The organism is Acidovorax sp. GW458-11-26-14-TSB4, from assembly GCF_059423865.1.
Map to the genome: position 1 here is coordinate 851,541 of NZ_JBWKYR010000001.1, position 15,603 is coordinate 867,143.

13 protein-coding genes are annotated in these 15,603 nt (G+C 67.9%); 6 read left to right on the top strand and 7 right to left on the bottom strand.

Annotated elements, in window-relative coordinates; translation table 11 throughout:
• The first annotated feature begins 46 nt into the window (after positions 1-46).
• Entirely contained in the window at positions 47-652 is a 606-nt protein-coding gene (locus tag AC07X5_RS04095) for an SIS domain-containing protein (RefSeq protein ID WP_409956165.1), read from the top strand.
• Positions 649-1,305: a BON domain-containing protein gene (locus AC07X5_RS04100; RefSeq protein ID WP_409956164.1), complete on the top strand. Its 657-nt coding sequence runs from the start codon at positions 649-651 to the stop codon at positions 1,303-1,305. The genes AC07X5_RS04095 and AC07X5_RS04100 overlap by 4 nt, the downstream gene beginning before the upstream one ends.
• 181 nt (positions 1,306-1,486) lie before the next feature.
• On the opposite strand, the gene AC07X5_RS04105 is transcribed toward AC07X5_RS04100, so the two are convergent.
• The 4 genes from AC07X5_RS04105 to AC07X5_RS04120 all read right to left on the bottom strand — a co-directional run bounded on the left by AC07X5_RS04105 (position 1,487) and on the right by AC07X5_RS04120 (position 5,430).
• Positions 1,487-2,401 (bottom strand): NAD(P)-dependent oxidoreductase, encoded by a 915-nt coding sequence (locus AC07X5_RS04105; protein ID WP_494769126.1) that lies wholly within the window; start codon positions 2,399-2,401, stop codon positions 1,487-1,489.
• 94 nt (positions 2,402-2,495) lie between these two features.
• The gene (locus tag AC07X5_RS04110; protein ID WP_007855987.1) at positions 2,496-3,632 is read right to left on the bottom strand and encodes a PilT/PilU family type 4a pilus ATPase; all 1,137 of its coding nucleotides are present in this window, start codon (positions 3,630-3,632) and stop codon (positions 2,496-2,498) included.
• 46 nt (positions 3,633-3,678) lie between these two features.
• The gene (locus tag AC07X5_RS04115) at positions 3,679-4,317 is read right to left on the bottom strand and encodes a cyclic nucleotide-binding domain-containing protein (protein ID WP_007855992.1); all 639 of its coding nucleotides are present in this window, start codon (positions 4,315-4,317) and stop codon (positions 3,679-3,681) included.
• Positions 4,318-4,386: 69 nt separating this feature from the next.
• The gene (locus AC07X5_RS04120; RefSeq protein WP_409956160.1) at positions 4,387-5,430 is read right to left on the bottom strand and encodes a type IV pilus twitching motility protein PilT; all 1,044 of its coding nucleotides are present in this window, start codon (positions 5,428-5,430) and stop codon (positions 4,387-4,389) included.
• Positions 5,431-5,468: 38 nt separating this feature from the next.
• On the opposite strand from AC07X5_RS04120, the gene AC07X5_RS04125 reads away from it, so the two are divergent.
• Complete coding sequence (locus tag AC07X5_RS04125) at positions 5,469-6,185, top strand: YggS family pyridoxal phosphate-dependent enzyme (protein ID WP_494769127.1); 717 nt, start codon at positions 5,469-5,471, stop codon at positions 6,183-6,185.
• 13 nt (positions 6,186-6,198) lie between these two features.
• On the opposite strand, the gene ltaE is transcribed toward AC07X5_RS04125, so the two are convergent.
• The 3 genes from ltaE to AC07X5_RS04140 form a co-directional block, all read right to left on the bottom strand.
• The gene (ltaE, locus tag AC07X5_RS04130) at positions 6,199-7,266 is read right to left on the bottom strand and encodes a low-specificity L-threonine aldolase (protein WP_494769128.1); all 1,068 of its coding nucleotides are present in this window, start codon (positions 7,264-7,266) and stop codon (positions 6,199-6,201) included.
• Between the two features lie 96 nt (positions 7,267-7,362).
• The gene (locus tag AC07X5_RS04135) at positions 7,363-8,616 is read right to left on the bottom strand and encodes a branched-chain amino acid ABC transporter substrate-binding protein (protein WP_494769129.1); all 1,254 of its coding nucleotides are present in this window, start codon (positions 8,614-8,616) and stop codon (positions 7,363-7,365) included.
• Between the two features lie 53 nt (positions 8,617-8,669).
• Positions 8,670-9,320 carry a TetR/AcrR family transcriptional regulator gene (locus tag AC07X5_RS04140; RefSeq protein WP_494769130.1) on the bottom strand — a complete coding sequence of 217 codons (651 nt, stop codon included), beginning with the start codon at positions 9,318-9,320 and terminating at the stop codon, positions 8,670-8,672.
• 157 nt (positions 9,321-9,477) lie between these two features.
• Between AC07X5_RS04140 and AC07X5_RS04145 the strand changes: the two genes are divergently transcribed.
• From AC07X5_RS04145 to AC07X5_RS04155, 3 genes are all read left to right on the top strand, one after another.
• Entirely contained in the window at positions 9,478-11,085 is a 1,608-nt protein-coding gene (locus tag AC07X5_RS04145; protein WP_494769131.1) for an AMP-binding protein, read from the top strand.
• A gap of 16 nt (positions 11,086-11,101) precedes the next feature.
• On the top strand, positions 11,102-14,368 hold the full coding sequence (locus AC07X5_RS04150; protein WP_494769459.1) for an acetyl-CoA carboxylase family protein: 3,267 nt from the start codon (positions 11,102-11,104) through the stop codon (positions 14,366-14,368).
• A 95-nt stretch (positions 14,369-14,463) separates the two neighbouring features.
• Complete coding sequence (locus AC07X5_RS04155; protein ID WP_409956154.1) at positions 14,464-15,603, top strand: pyridoxal-phosphate-dependent aminotransferase family protein; 1,140 nt, start codon at positions 14,464-14,466, stop codon at positions 15,601-15,603.

Below are 15,603 nucleotides of genomic sequence, written 5' to 3' on the forward strand. Positions count from 1 at the left end.
ATTTGCGGCAAAAGCTGTAACACGCGGCGGGTATCATCGGGCCTCCATGCTTGAGCAACGCATCCAACAGCATTTCATCGACAGTGCCGACCTGAAATACCAGTCGGCCCAGGCCCTGAGCATCCCCATCGCGGCAGCGGTCCACGCCATGCTGGCCTGTGTGACCAGCGGCGGCAAAGTGCTGGCCTGCGGCAACGGCCCCTCGGCCGCCGAAGCGCAGCAGTTTGCGGCTTTCTTTGTGGCCGGTTTCGAGCGCGAGCGCCCCGAACTGGCTGCGCTGGCCCTCACGGCCGACAGCACCCTGCTGACGGCCGGGCCGGCCGGCACCCAGGATTCCGGCCCGCAGCAATTTGCCCGCCAGGTGCGGGCGCTGGGCCAGGCGGGCGACCTGCTGCTGGTCCTGTCGGTCAGCGGCAACGATGCCAACCTGCTGGCCGCAACCGAGGCCGCACATGAGCGCGACATGACGGTGGTGGTGCTCAGCGGCCGCACCGGAGGGCAGTTGGCGACCGTGCTGCGCGAGACCGACGTGCTGGTCGGCGTGCCGCATGACCGCGCCGCCCGCGTGCGCGAAGTCCACGCCCTGGTGCTGCACTGCCTGTGCGACGGCGTGGATGCCCAGTTACTTGGTGAACAGGAGATACCGCTATGAAGCAAACCCTCAACCGTACCCTTTGCACCGCCCTGGCCGCGGCTGCGCTGGCTGCCGGCCTTTCGGCCTGCGCCCCCCTTGTCGTGGGCGGCGCCGTGGTGGGCGGCATGATGGCCGTGGACCGCCGCACGACCGGCACCCAGATCGAGGACGAAGGCATCGAACTGCGGGCAGGCAACCGCATCCGTGAGGCAATGGGCGATCGTGCCCATGTGAACGTGACCAGCTTCAACCGCCAGGCCCTGCTGACGGGCGAAGTGGCCAATGCCCAGGACCGCGAAGCCATCGAGCGCATCGTGACCGGCGTGGAGAATGTGCGTTCGGTGGTCAATGACCTGGCCATCCTGCCCAACACTTCGCTGGGCCAGCGCTCCAACGACGTGGTCATCACCGGGAAGGTGCGCGCCAGCTTCGTGGACGCCGCCGACATCTCGGCCAGCGCCTTCAAGGTCGTGACCGAGCGCAACATCGTCTACCTGATGGGCCGCGTCACCCAGCGCGAAGCCGGCCGCGCCACCGAAATCGCCCGCGGCGTGAGCGGCGTCTCCAAGGTCGTGCGCGTGTTCGAACTCGTCACCGAGGAAGAACTGCGACGCAACATGCCAGCCCCCGCGCCCGTCACCACCGACACGGCACCCGCCCGCTCGCTCTGATTTCCGGGGACACCTGGGGTTAAAACTGGCGCGACCAAGCCCAGGCCCCCGTGCAAGGGCCGCCCTGCCACGCTGGGGACTGAGTGCCGCGGCTCCAAGCCTGCCTGGGCAGGTTTGGACGGCAACGAAGAGCGGCCGCCTCTGGCGGACGCGCCGGGGCGCGAAGCGACTCAGGGGAGCTTCACTTCAAGCGTTTGACCAGGCTGGAGGTATCCCAGCGGCTGCCGCCCATGCGTTGCACGTCGGCATAGAACTGGTCCACCAGTGCGGTGACGGGTACGCGCGAACCGTTGCGCCGGGCCTCGTCGAGCACCAGGCCCAGGTCCTTGCGCATCCAGTCCACGGCGAAGCCGAAGTTGAATTGGTCGTCGACCATGGTCTTGCCGCGGTTGTCCATCTGCCAGCTCTGCGCTGCGCCCTTGCCGATCACCTCCAGCACCTGCTTCATGTCCAGGCCGGCGTTCTGGCCGAAGGCCACGGCCTCGGACAGGCCCTGCACCAGCCCGGCGATGCAGATCTGGTTGACCATCTTGGCCAGTTGGCCCGAGCCGCTGGTGCCCAGCAACGTGAAGGCGCGCGAGAAGGCCATTGCCACGGGCTGGGCGGCGTCGAAGGCCGCAGCGTCGCCCCCGCACATCACCGTGAGCTGGCCGTTCTGTGCGCCCGCCTGGCCGCCAGAGACTGGCGCATCGACGAACTGCAGGCCGGCAGCCCGTGCTGCGGCATACAGCTCGCGCGCCACCTCCGCCGAGGCCGTGGTGTGGTCCACGAAGATGGCGCCGGCCTGCATGCCGGCGAAGGCGCCGTCGGCTCCCAGGGTGACCGAGCGCAGGTCGTCGTCATTGCCCACGCAGCAGAAAACGAAGTCAGCGCCCGCTACGGCCTCGCGCGATGTGGCCGCGTGCCGCGGGGCCTTGCTGCCGGCAAATTCCTCGCACCAGGCAGCGGACTTGGCGGCGGTGCGGTTGTAGACGGTGACTTCATGCCCGGCGAGGGCCAGGTGGCCGGCCATGGGGTAGCCCATGACCCCCAGGCCCAGGAAGGCGACCTTGCGCGAAGGGGTGGTGTCGTAGCTGCGTGGATTGGTGCTTGGCATGTCGGGGCTTCTTCCAGAAGAAAAAAAGCCCGCCCAGAAGGGCGGGCGAGAGTGTGTCGGGTTGCTTGGCCGGGACTGGTGCGGACCGCCGCCATCAAACGATGGCGAAGTGCTCCGTGCCCTGGGCCAGGTCGGGCGATTTGGCGCGCTGGCTGTTGAGCTTGATCTGCAGGCGCAAATCGTTGAGCGAGTCGGCATTGCGCAGTGCGTCTTCGTAGCTGATCACGTTCGCCTCGTAGGCATCGAACAGCGCCTGGTCGAAGGTCTGCATGCCCAGGTTGCGGCTCTTCTTCATGATCTCCTTGATCTCGGAGACATCGCCCTTGAAGATCAGGTCCGAGATCAGCGGGGTGTTGAGCATGATCTCCACGGCGGCGGCACGGCCCTTGCCGTCCTGCTTGGGGATCAGGCGCTGGGACACCAGGGCGCGCAGGTTCAGCGACAGGTCCATCAGCAGCTGTGCGCGGCGCTCTTCGGGGAAGAAGTTGATGATGCGGTCCAGCGCCTGGTTGGCGCTGTTGGCGTGCAGCGTGGCCAGGCACAAGTGGCCGGTTTCGGCAAACGCGACGGCATGTTCCATGGTCTCGCGGTCGCGGATTTCGCCCATCAGGATGACGTCGGGCGCCTGGCGCAGCGTGTTCTTGAGCGCGGCTTCCCAGGTATCGGTATCCAGGCCCACCTCGCGCTGCGTGACCACGCAGTTCTTGTGCGGGTGCACGAATTCGATCGGGTCTTCCACCGTGATGATGTGTCCGAACGAGTTCTCGTTGCGCCAGTCCACCATGGCGGCCAGCGTGGTCGACTTGCCCGAGCCCGTGGCACCCACCAGGATGCACAGGCCGCGCTTGGTCATGGTCACTTCCTTGAGCACCTGCGGCACGCCCAGGCCGTCGATGGTGGGCAGCGTGAGCGGAATCGTCCGCATCACCATGCCGACCTTGCCCTGCTGGATGAAGGCATTCACGCGGAAGCGGCCGATGCCCGCGGGCGAGATGGCGAAATTGCACTCCTTGGTGCGCTCGAAGTCCGCCACCTGCTTGTCGCTCATGACGGCGCGCGCCAGTGTGAGCGTGTGGGTGGGGGTGAGGGGCTGGGGCGACACCTTGGTCACCTTGCCATCGACCTTGATGGCGGGGGGAAACTCCGCCGTGATGAACAAGTCGCTGCCATTGCGGCTGACCATCAGCTTGAGCAGGTCGTTGATGAATTTACTGGCCTGATCGCGTTCCATCAGAATTTCTCCCTTGGGGTCCTGGTCTGCCGGACGGTCAATATTGTCATTTCTGGTTGCCGTCGCTCAGGCGGGCACTGACCACGCGCAGTCGCAACGACAGTTTGCGGGCCAGCAGCGCAATCAGGCTGGCCGCGAGCTGGGGGTCCTTGGACATCATGTCGTCCATGGCCTCGGCGCTCAGCACGGCGATCTCGCAATCGGTGAGCGTGGTGCAGGCGGAAAAGCGGATACCGCTGTCCAGCAGGGACATTTCACCGAGGATGTCGCCGGGACGTGTTTCGGCCAGGCGCAGGTGCTCGCCCCAGGGCTGCACGCGGTCCACCGCAATGGTGCCGGTGAGCAGCACCACCATGAAGTTGCCGTACTCGTCCTGGCGGATCACATCGCGGTTGGACGGAATGGCCGCAAATTCAAAAAAGCGCTCCATGCGCTCCACGGCATCCTTGTCCAGGTGGGCCATGTACTTGTCCTTGGCCCACAGCCCCTGCAGCAGCTTGCCGCCGCGGCTCGTGGGCAGGCGCTTGGCACCCACTTCCACGGCGCGCGCCTCCCATGGCACCAGCATGGAGTCGTCAACCCCCTGGCCGGCAAATGCCGTCGAGAACAGCACCGAGTCGGTATTGTCTTCCGCCGGCTTGTTGCCGATCGACTTCATGCGCAGAAGGCCGAGAATGCCTTTCATATTTTGCTCCGAGTGCGGCGCACTGCGCCGCCGTATCTTCTGGTCAGTGTGTGCTCACCCGTGCTGCGATCAGCCGGGGAAGTTTTCGGGGATCTTGGCCTTGCCGCGTGCTTCCGCGGGGCTGATGATGTTGCGGCGCACCAGATCGGTGAGGTTCTGGTCCAGCGTCTGCATGCCCACGCTGTTGCTGGTCTGGATGGTGGAGTACATCTGCGCCACCTTGGCCTCGCGGATCAGGTTGCGGATGGCGCTGGTGCCCAGCATGATCTCGTGGGCGGCCACGCGGCCCGAGCCGTCCTTGGTCTTGCACAGGGTCTGCGAGATCACGGCCTGCAGCGATTCGGAGAGCATCGCGCGGACCATTTCCTTTTCTTCGGCCGGGAACACGTCGATGATCCGGTCGATGGTCTTGGCGGCGCTGGAGGTGTGCAGCGTGCCGAAGACCAAGTGGCCCGTTTCCGCAGCCGTCATGGCCAGGCGGATGGTTTCCAGGTCGCGCATTTCGCCCACCAGGATGGCGTCCGGGTCTTCGCGCAGTGCGGATTTCAGCGCCGCGGCGAAGGACAGCGTCATCGGGCCCACTTCGCGCTGGTTGATCAGGCACTTCTTGGATTCGTGCACGAACTCGATCGGGTCCTCCACCGTGAGGATGTGGCCGTACTCGGTCTCGTTGAGGTAGTTGACCATCGCCGCCAGCGTAGTGGACTTGCCCGAGCCCGTGGGGCCGGTCACCAGTACCAGGCCGCGCGGTTTCAGGGCCAGGTCGCCGAAGATCTTGGGCGCGTTGAGCTGCTCCAGGGTCAGGATCTTGCTCGGAATGGTCCGGAACACGGCGGCTGCGCCGCGGTTCTGGTTGAATGCGTTGACGCGGAAACGGGCCAGGCCTTCGATTTCGAACGAGAAGTCGACTTCCAGGAATTCTTCGTACGTCTTGCGCTGGGAGTCGCTCATGATGTCGTACACCATGCCGTGGACCGTCTTGTGGTCCAGCGCGTCCACGTTGATGCGGCGCACATCGCCATGGACCCGGATCATGGGTGGCAGGCCTGCGGAGAGGTGCAGGTCGGAGGCCTTGTTCTTGACGCTGAACGCCAGCAGCTGGGTAATGTCCACGGGATCCCCTCTATCGTTTGGTACGCTTGCCAATCATTATGACCACGATTGATAACAACCTCCAACAGGTTCTGAGACGGATCGCCCAGGCGTGCGCCGCTGCCGGGCGCGATCCGGCCGGGGTGTCGCTGCTGGCGGTTTCCAAGACTTTCGGCGCCGAAGCGGTGGCTGAGGCCGTGGCCGCGGGCCAGCGGGCCTTTGGCGAGAACTATATCCAGGAGGGGGTGGAGAAGGTGGAGGCGCTGCGTCAGCGTACGCCTGCAGCGCTGCAGTGGCACTGCATCGGGCCGATCCAGAGCAACAAGACGCGCCTGGTGGCCGAGCACTTCGACTGGGTGCACACGGTGGACAGGCCCAAGATCGCCGAGCGCCTGTCGGCACAGCGCCCGGAACACCTGGCCCCGTTACAAGTGTGCATCCAGGTCAACGTGGACGGGGGCGATACCAAGTCCGGCGTCCCTCCCGAAGAGGCGCTGGCGCTGGCCCTGGCTGTGGCGAAACTGCCACGGCTCACCGTACGGGGGCTGATGAGCATCCCCGACCATGCACCGGATTTCGAGACCCAGAAGGAATTGCACCTGCGCGCCCAGCGGCTTTTCCAGCAGATCCAGGCCAGCGGCGTGCCTGGCCTGGCGGATTTCGACACCCTGTCGATGGGGATGACGGCCGACCTGGAGGCCGCCATCCATGCCGGTAGCACCCTGGTGCGCGTGGGAACCGGCATCTTCGGCGGCCGCGTCTACCCCGCCGGCTGAAACTGGCGCGGGCTCAGCCCCCGGTGAAGATGGCCACGCAGTCCAGCGCGGCCTTGATGTCGGCGTCGCTCACGTCCAGGTGGGTCACCCAGCGCAGGCGGGTCTGGCCGGCATACAGGCCGCTGGTCACGCGCACGCCGTGCTGGGCCAGCCAGGCGGTGAAGGCCGGGGCCACGTCCGTGTGCAGGTCGGTGAACAGGATGTTGGTCTGCCAGGGGTGGACGGTGATCTTGCCCTGCAGCACCGGGTGGCTGCGGTTGGCCTCGGCCAGGCCCTCGGCCAACCGGGCCAGGCGGGCGTGGTCATCGGCCATGCGGCGCACATGGTGCTCCAGCGCATAGCGGCCGGCGGCGGCCAGCACGCCGGCCTGGCGCATGCCGCCGCCCAGGATCTTGCGCGTGCGGCGCGCCTGGCGGATGAAGTCGTGGCTGCCCAGCACCAGCGAGCCGATGGGCGCGCCCAGCCCCTTGCTCAGGCACAGCGAGGCCGAGTCGAAATGGCTGCACAGCGTGCGGGCCTCGTCGTACACATCGGTGCCGGCCTTGGCCGCATTGGCGGTGGCTGCGTTGAACATGCGTGCGCCGTCCAGGTGCATGGCCAGGCCGCGCTGGCGCGCCAGCGCCGAGACCTCGGCCACATAGGCCGGGGGCAGCACCTGACCGCCCGTGGTGTTTTCGAGCACCACCAGGCGGGTGCGCGCGAAGTGCGGGTCGTCGGGCTTGATGGCGGCCGCGATGTCGGCCACGCGCAGGGTGCCGTCCGGCTGGGTTTCCACGGGCTGGGGCTGGATGGAGCCCAGTACGGCCATGCCGCCGGCCTCCCAGCGGTAGGTGTGCCAGCTCTGGCCGACGATGGCCTCGTCGCCGCGCTGGCAGTGGCCCCACAGGGCGATCAGGTTGGTCTGGGTGCCCGAGGGCGCGAACAGAGCGGCCTCGAAGCCCAGCAGTTGCGCTGCGTATTCCTGCAGTGCGTTCACGGAAGGGTCGTCGCCGAACACATCGTCGCCCAGCGGGGCATCGAACATGGCCGCGCGCATGGCGGGCGTGGGCTGGGTGACGGTGTCGCTGCGAAAGTCGGGCATGGGGCGGTTTCCTCGGGTTCTGGGCTATGGCCGCCATGGTAGCCGCGACCCATGGCAGTCGCCTCCGAAGGGGAAAGCCTGCCCGGGAGTCCGCGTTCAAGGCCTGGTCATCTTGCACTCCGTGCCTTGGGCCAGCTCGTTGCCGGAATAGATGGCATCGGTGCGAAAGCCGTAGTTCGTGCCTTCCCATCCGGTCTTCACGGACTTGCCGTCCACCGGGGTGATGGTGTTGACCACCTGGGGCAGCAGCAACTGGTGGTCTTCGCCGCGCATGCGCACCGGGCCGACCACGGTGTCCACGGTCAGGTCCTCCAGCGCGCGGGCGATCTTCACCGGATCGGTGGACTGGGCCTTGTGGATCGCCGCGGCCAGAAAGCGCGGCGTCATGTCGATGCGCGGCGCGAGGAAGTCCTTGCCGGTCTTGGCCTTGTACGCCTTGGCCAGGGCATCCGTCTTCGCACTGTCGGCCTGGCCCGGGTGCCACTCGGCCACCCAGGTGAGCTGGCCGAGCTGGGCCTGCGAGAAGGCCAGCACGGTGCCGGGCACCGCGCCAGCGCTGTGGTTGAAGTAGCGCAGCTTGTAGCCCGCGTCGCCTGCGGCCTTGAGCGGCAGCACCATGTCCTGGCCCCAGTTGCCGGTGATGACCGAATCGGCCTCGGTGCTCTTGACCTTGGACACGTAGGGCGAGAAGTCCTTCACCCGGCCGATGGGGTGCAGGGTTTCGCCCACGAACTGGATGTCCGGGCGCGCCAGGCCCACCATTTCGCGGCCATAGTGCGCCCACTGCTTGCCGTGCGCGTAGTCCTGGTTGAGCAGGTAGACCTTCTTGATGTCAGGCTGCTTCTTGATGTAGTTGGCGATGGCCTTCATCTTCATGGCCGTGTTGGCATCGAACTGGAAGTGCCAGAAGCTGCAGGCCTTGCCCGTGAGCTCGGGGTCGATGGAGGAGTGGTTGAGCACCAGGATCTCCTTGCCCGGGTTGCGCTGGTTGTGGCGTGCCGCGGCCTGCACCAGCGCGGTGACCACCGACGAGCCCGATCCGCCCGTGACGATGGCGCGCGCGCCCTGGTCGATGGCCGCCTGCAGCGCGCTCTGGCTTTCCTGCGCGGAGAGCTTGCTGTCGAACTGCAGCAGTTGCAGCTTGACGCCCTTGAGCACGCCGCCCTTGGCATTGATGTCCTCGATGGCGTACTGGGTGTGGGTGAGCATCAGCTCGCCGACGTTGGCGAACGGACCCGAGAGCGGGTCGATGTAGGCGACCTTGAAGGTCTCCTGCGCGTGCGTCGGGGTGGCTGCGGCCATCAACAGGGCCGCCGCGGCGGCCAGCGGGGTGAACAGAGCGGTCTTCATGGTGTCTGTGTCTCCTTGGTGTGTTGCTTGTCGGTGGATGGCCGGGCCCGGGCTCAGGGGGCCGTGCGCCGGCGTGTGCGCCGCAGGCCCAGCACCCGCCGGGCCAGTTGCGAGAGCTCCTGCGCTACCTCATCGGCCGACAGGCGGCCGTCGGGCCGGTACCAGTTGTAGAGAAAACCGGGCAGGCTGCAGGCGGCCAGGGCCGTGATCTTGGTGTCGTTGAACTCGAACATGCCGTCCCGTCGTCCCTCTTCGAGCAAAGCGCAGAGCTGGTTGTAGAAATGATTGGCCAGCTGCTTTTGCGCCGCCAGGTACTCGGGACGGTAGACCTGGGGCTCGCGGTAGGGGAAGAAGGCCGCCGGGTGGTGCGCCAGCGTGGCGCGGATCAGGCGCTCGATGCCTTCCGTCACCTTCACGTGCGCCGGACGGTCGTCGCCCTCGGCGAAGTCCATGGCCGTGAAGCAGGCCACGGCGGGCGTCCAGCACAGGGTCTCGAAGATCTCCTGTTTGTTGCGGAAGTAGTAGTACACGAAGGGCTTGGTCACGCCCAGCTGTTGCACGATCTGCTCTATGGTGGTGTTGGCATAGCCCTGGGCGTCGAACAGCGCCTCGGCGGCGCGCAGGATGCGCTCGCGCTTCTCGTCCGACCCGGCCGTGGCGGCCTTCTGCCGGCCGCTGGCCTGTACGGGGGGCTGCTCTGTCATGGATGCTGTCCTTTGTGCGACGTGGCTTTATACCGATGGGTAGCAATGTTCTACCCATGGGTATATATTGGCAAGACGCTGGCGGGCACGGGGACCTATCGCAAACCCTGAAGCAGTGCCGAGAACCAGCGATTGCAGACACCTTGGAGACAACGCCATGCCACAGACCGCCACCGCGCTGCCGCTGCACGAACACCTGCGCCGCCATGCGCGCGAGACTCCCGGGCGCACCGCCTACCTCTGGTACGGCCAGCCCATCACCTGGGCCGAGATCGATGCCGCCAGCGACGCATTTGCCGCCCGCCTGCAGGCGCTGGGCGTGCAGCCGTGCGAGCCGGTGGCGCTGTTCATGAACAACTGCCCGCAGTACGTGATGGCGCACTACGGCATCCAGAAGATCGGTGCCATCGTCTGTCCCTGCGGCCCGCTCAACAAGGAGCATGAGCTGCAGTACCAGCTGGCGGACCTGGGCGCGCGCGTGATCGTGGCGGCCGACTTGCTGCTGCCCGTGGTGGACAAGGTGCGTGCCGCCACGTCGCTTGCGCACGTGTTCGTGGTGCGCTATGGCGAGCTGCTGCCCGATGCGCCCAGCATCGACGTGCCGGCCGAGCTGCAGGCCATGCGCGCGGCTGCTGCCCCAGTGCCTGCCGGCTGCGAGGATTTCCTGGCGGTGGTGCGCGCCGGCGGCACGCCCACACCGGTGGCCATCGGCATGGACGACGTGGCGCTGATGACCTATACCTCGGGCACCACGGGCCTGCCCAAGGGCGCCATGCTGAGCTACGAGAACGCACGCTTCAAGACAGCGGCATCGGCCGAGTGCAATGGCGCGCGCGGCGATGACGTGCTGCTGGCCGTGGCGCCGCTGTACCACATCGCCGGCATGGTGATGGGGGTGAACCTGCCCATCCACACCGGCGCCACCACGGTGCTGCTGTACCGCTTCGACCCGCTGGCCGTGGCCCAGGCGCTGGAGCGCCACCGCGTGACCTGGTGGTACAGCATCGCGCCCATGAACGGCGCCCTCATGCAGGTGCCTGGCGCGCGCGGCATGGACTGGAGTGCATTGCGCCGCAACCCGGTCACGAGCTTCGGCATCACCTTCACCGAGGCGCTGGCGCGGCAGTGGAGGGAGTTCGCGCCGAACTGCACGTCGTTCGAGGCGTCCTACGGCCTGTCGGAGACGCACACCGTGGATACCTACATGCCGCACGATGCCATCCGCTGGGGAGCGCACGGCAAGCCGGTGCCAGGCAACACCATCCGCATCATCGACCCAGAGACCGGCGCGCCGTTGCCGGCCGGCGAGGTGGGTGAGATCACCATCCACGGCCCTGGCAACTTCAAGGGCTACTGGAACAAGCCCGAGGCCACGGCGCAGACCCTGCGCGATGGCTGGGTGCACACCGGCGACATGGGCAAGATGGACCCCGATGGCTACCTGACCTTCATCGGCCGCTTCAAGGAGATGATCAAGGTCTCGGGCTACAGCGTGTTCCCCGAAGAGGTGGAGACCCTGCTCATCAAGCACCCCGCCGTGGCCCAGGCCGCCGTGATCGGCGTGGCCGATGCCGAGAAGGGCGAGGTGGTGCGTGCATTCATCGTGAAGAAGCCCGGCCAGGAGGTGGATGCCGCTGCCCTGGTGGCCTGGGCGCGCGAGAACATGGCGCCCTACAAAACCCCGCGCGAAGTGCGTTTCATCGATGCCTTGCCCGCGACCGGTGCCGGCAAGGTGCTGCGCCGCCTGCTCCGAGAGATCCCCTGAAATGATGACCCCGCCCCTGTTCCACAAAGTCCTGGTCGCCAACCGTGGCGAGATCGCCCTGCGCACCGTGCGCGCACTGCAGGACCTGTCCATCGCCAGCGTGGCTGTGTATGCCGATGACGATGCGCAGGCACCCCACGTGCGCGCGGCCGATGCGGCCGTGGCCCTCGGTGCCACGGGCCCCTCGGCCTACCTGGATGGCGCGAACCTGGTTGCCATCGCCCGCGCGCAGGGTTGCGATGCCGTGCACCCGGGCTACGGCTTCCTGAGCGAGCGTGCCGACTTCGCGCGCGCCTGTGCGGACGCCGGGCTGCGCTTCATCGGCCCCACGCCGGCGCAGCTCGCGCTGTTCGGCGACAAGGCGCAGGCCCGCGCGCTGGCCCTGCGCTGCGGTGTGCCGCTGATGCCGGGCTCGCAGGCTGCCGTCACGCTGAAGGAGGCGCAGGCCTTCTGGCAGGCGCAGGGCGGCGCGGGCATCGTGCTCAAGGCGATCGGCGGTGGCGGCGGGCGCGGCATGCGCGCCGTCCAGGCGGCCGATGAACTGCCGAAGGCCTACGAGCGCTGCCGCAGCGAGGCGCTGGCTGCCTTCGGGGTGGAGGGCGTGTATGTCGAGCGGCTGATGAACGGTGCACGCCATATCGAGGTACAGGTGCTGGGCGACGGGCACGAGGTGATTGCCCTGGGCGAGCGCGAGTGCACGCTGCAGCGGCGCTTCCAGAAGCTGGTGGAGGTGGCGCCCAGCCCCTCGCTGCCCGCCCCGCTGCGCGAACGCATCGTGGCGGCCGCGCTGTCCATGGTGCGCGAGGTGGCGTACGAGGGCCTGGGGACCTTCGAGTTCCTGGTGGACCTGGCGTCCGACACGCTGCCCTTTGTCTTCATCGAAGCCAATCCGCGCCTGCAGGTGGAGCACACCGTCACCGAAGAGGTCACCGGCGTGGACCTGGTGCAGGCGCAGATTGCGCTGGCTGCTGGCAGGCGCTTGCGTGAGTTGGGCCTTGACCCCGAGGCGCCGCCTGCGGTACAGGGCTTTGCCATGCAGTGGCGCATCAACGCCGAGACGCTGGATGCGCAGGGCGGCGCCGTGCCCGGCAGCGGTGCGCTCACGCGCTTCGAGCTGCCGGCCGGCCCGGGCATCCGTGTGGATACGCATGGCGTGGCGGGTGCAACCCCCTCGCCGCACTACGACACGCTGCTGGCCAAGCTCATCGTGCACACGCGCAGCCCCCGCTTCGGCGATGTGCTGCGGCGCTCCCAACGTGCACTGGCCGAATGCCACATCGGCGGCATGGCGACCAATGTGGCGCTGCTGCGCGCGCTGGCCGCGCGGCCCGAAATGCAAAGCCAGCAGGTGCACACGCGCTGGCTGGAAACGGTCTTGCCCGAGCTGTTGGTGGCGGCGGGCCAGTGGGCCGATGAACCCCTGGCCGCGGTGGCGGGCCAGGAGATTGCGCAACCCGAGTCGGCCCCCGAAGGGGCGGTGCCGGCGCCCATGCCTGCACGGCTGGTGCAGCTGGCCGTGGCCGAGGGCGATGTGGTGGCCGCCGGGGCCGAGCTGGCCGTGCTCGAAGCCATGAAGATGGAGCATGTGCTGCTGGCGCCGCACGCGGGCCGGGTGCGTGCACTGTTGGCTGCACCGGGCGGCTACCTGGTGCAGGGCCAGCCGCTGCTGGTGCTGGACGCCGCGGAGGGGGCCGGGCCCATGGCGGACGAGAACGCTGCGGCGCAGGACCCCGACCGTATCCGCCCCGATCTGCAGCGCGTGCAGGACCGCCATGCCTTCACGCTCGACGCCGCGCGCCCCGACGCCATGGCCAAGCGCCAGGCGCAGGGTGGGCGCAGTGCGCGCGAGAACATCGCCGACCTGTGCGACGAGGGCAGCTTCATCGAGTACGGCGCGCTGGCCATTGCGGCGCAGACGCGCCGGCGCAGCCTGGAGGACCTGGTCGCCAACACGCCGGCCGACGGCATGGTCACGGGCATCGGCGGCATCAATAGCGCCGATTTCGGGCCTGAGCAGTCGCGCGCAGTGGTCATGTCCTACGACGCCACGGTGCTGGCCGGCACGCAGGGCGCGCGCAACCACGCCAAGACCGATCGCATGCTGGGCATCGCCCTGGCGCAGAAGCTGCCCGCGGTGCTGTTCGCCGAAGGCGGCGGCGGCCGGCCCGGTGACACCGACATGCCGGTGGTGGCGGGCCTGCATGTGCACACCTTTGCCAGCTATGCCGCGCTGTCGGGCCAGGTGCCCGTGGTGGGCATTGCGGCGGGGCGCTGTTTTGCGGGCAATGCCGCGCTGCTGGGCTGCAGCGACGTGGTCATCGCCACGCGCGGCAGCAACATCGGCATGGGTGGGCCGGCGATGATCGAGGGCGGGGGGCTCGGCGTGTTCAAGCCTGAGCAGATCGGCCCGAGCGCGTTGCAGCACGCCAATGGCGTGATCGACGTGCTGGTGGACGACGAAGCCGGGGCCGTGCGTGCGGCGCGGCACTACCTGTCGTTCTTCCAGGGGCGGCTGGCGCACTGGACGGCCCCCGACCAGCGCCAACTGCGCAGTGTGGTGCCCGAGAACCGGCTGCGCGTGTACGACACGCGTGCCGCCATGGCGGGGCTGGTGGACGAGGGCAGCCTGCTCCCGCTGCGCACCGGCTTCGGTGCGGGCATCCACACGGCGCTGGCGCGCATCGAGGGCCGGCCTGTGGGCCTGCTGGCCAGCAACCCGCAGCACCTGGGCGGCGCCATCGATGCCGATGCCGCCGACAAGGGGGCGCGCTTCATGCAGCTGTGCAATGCGCATGGCCTGCCGCTGGTGAGCCTGGTGGACACGCCCGGCTTCATGGTCGGCCCCGATGTGGAGGCCACGGCCCAGGTGCGCCATGTGAGCCGATTGTTCGTGACGGCGGCCAGCCTGCGTGTGCCATTCTTCAGCGTGGTGCTGCGCAAGGGCTATGGGCTGGGGGCCATGGGCATGACTGCCGGAGGTTTCCATGCGCCGGTATTCACCGTGGCCTGGCCCACGGGGGAGTTCGGCGCCATGGGGCTCGAAGGCGCCGTGCGCCTGGGCTTTCGCAAGGAGCTGGAGGCCGTGCCCGAGGGCGCCGAGCGCGACGCCCTGTTCCAGAAGCTCGTGGCGCGCCAGTACGCCAACGGCGAGGCCATGCACATGGCGGCCACGCTGGAGATCGATGCGGTGATCGATCCGGCCGAAACGCGTGCCTGGCTGGCACGGGGGCTGGCATCGGCCCAGGTGGCGCCCCTGGGGCACCGCTTTGTGGATACCTGGTGACCCCACCGGTGGCAAAGGGCCATGCTAAGCTGGCCGGCTGATTGGGGCGGCCGCGCGCGTGCTGCCCTGTGCCCCATCCAACGGAGACCTTCCCCATGCCCGGACTGCTGCCCGATATCGATCCCGATGGCCTGCTCGAATTCTCGGTGGTCTACACCGACCGCGCGCTCAACCACATGTCCAAGCGCTTCACTGGCGTGATGCAGGACATCCTGGCCACGCTCAAGCAGGTCTACAACGCCCACACGGCCGTGCTGGTGCCCGGCAGCGGCACCTTCGGTATGGAGGCCGTGGCGCGCCAGTTCGCCAACAACGAGAAGGTGCTCATCGTGCGCAACGGCTGGTTCAGCTACCGCTGGAGCCAGATCTTCGACGCGGCCGGCGGCCTGGGCGGCGGCGCCGTGGTGTGCAAGGCGCGCAAGCAGGGCGACGGCCCGCAAGCCCCTTGGGCGCCGTGCCCGGCCGACGAGGTGGCGGCCGCCATCCGTGCCGAGCGGCCCAAGGTAGTGTTTGCGCCGCACGTGGAGACCGCCAGCGGCATCATCCTGCCCGATGACTACCTGCGCACGCTGACTGCGGCCGCGCACGAGGTGGGCGCGCTGTTCGTGCTCGACTGCGTGGCTTCGGGCGCGATGTGGGTGGACATGCAGGCAACCGGTGTGGATGTGCTGATCTCGGCCCCGCAAAAGGGCTGGAGCGGCTCGCCCTGCTGCGCCATGGTGATGCTCAGCGAGCGTGCGCGCCAGGCCATCGAGGGCACGACGAGCAGCAGCTTCTCGTGCGACCTCAAAAAGTGGATGCAGATCGCCGAGGGCTACGAAAAGGGCCAGCACGCCTATCACACCACCATGCCCACCGACGCGCTGGTGCGCCTGCGCGAGGTGATGCTGGAGACGCGCGAGTACGGCTTCGACAAGGTGCGCGCCGAGCAGATCGAACTCGGCGCCAAGGTGCGTGCGCTGCTCGAATCCAAGGGCTTCCCCAGCGTGGCGGCCGAGGGCTACAAGGCCCCTGGCGTGGTGGTGAGCTACACCACCGACCCTGGTATCCAGAACGGCAAGAAGTTCATGGATGTCGGCCTGCAGACCGCTGCCGGCGTGCCGCTGCAGTGCGACGAGGGCACGGATTTCAAGACCTTCCGCATCGGCCTGTTCGGCCTGGAGAAGTGGCACAACGTGGAGCGCACCGTGGGCCATCTGTCCAAGGCGCTCGACCAGATCGCAGCGGCAGCCTGA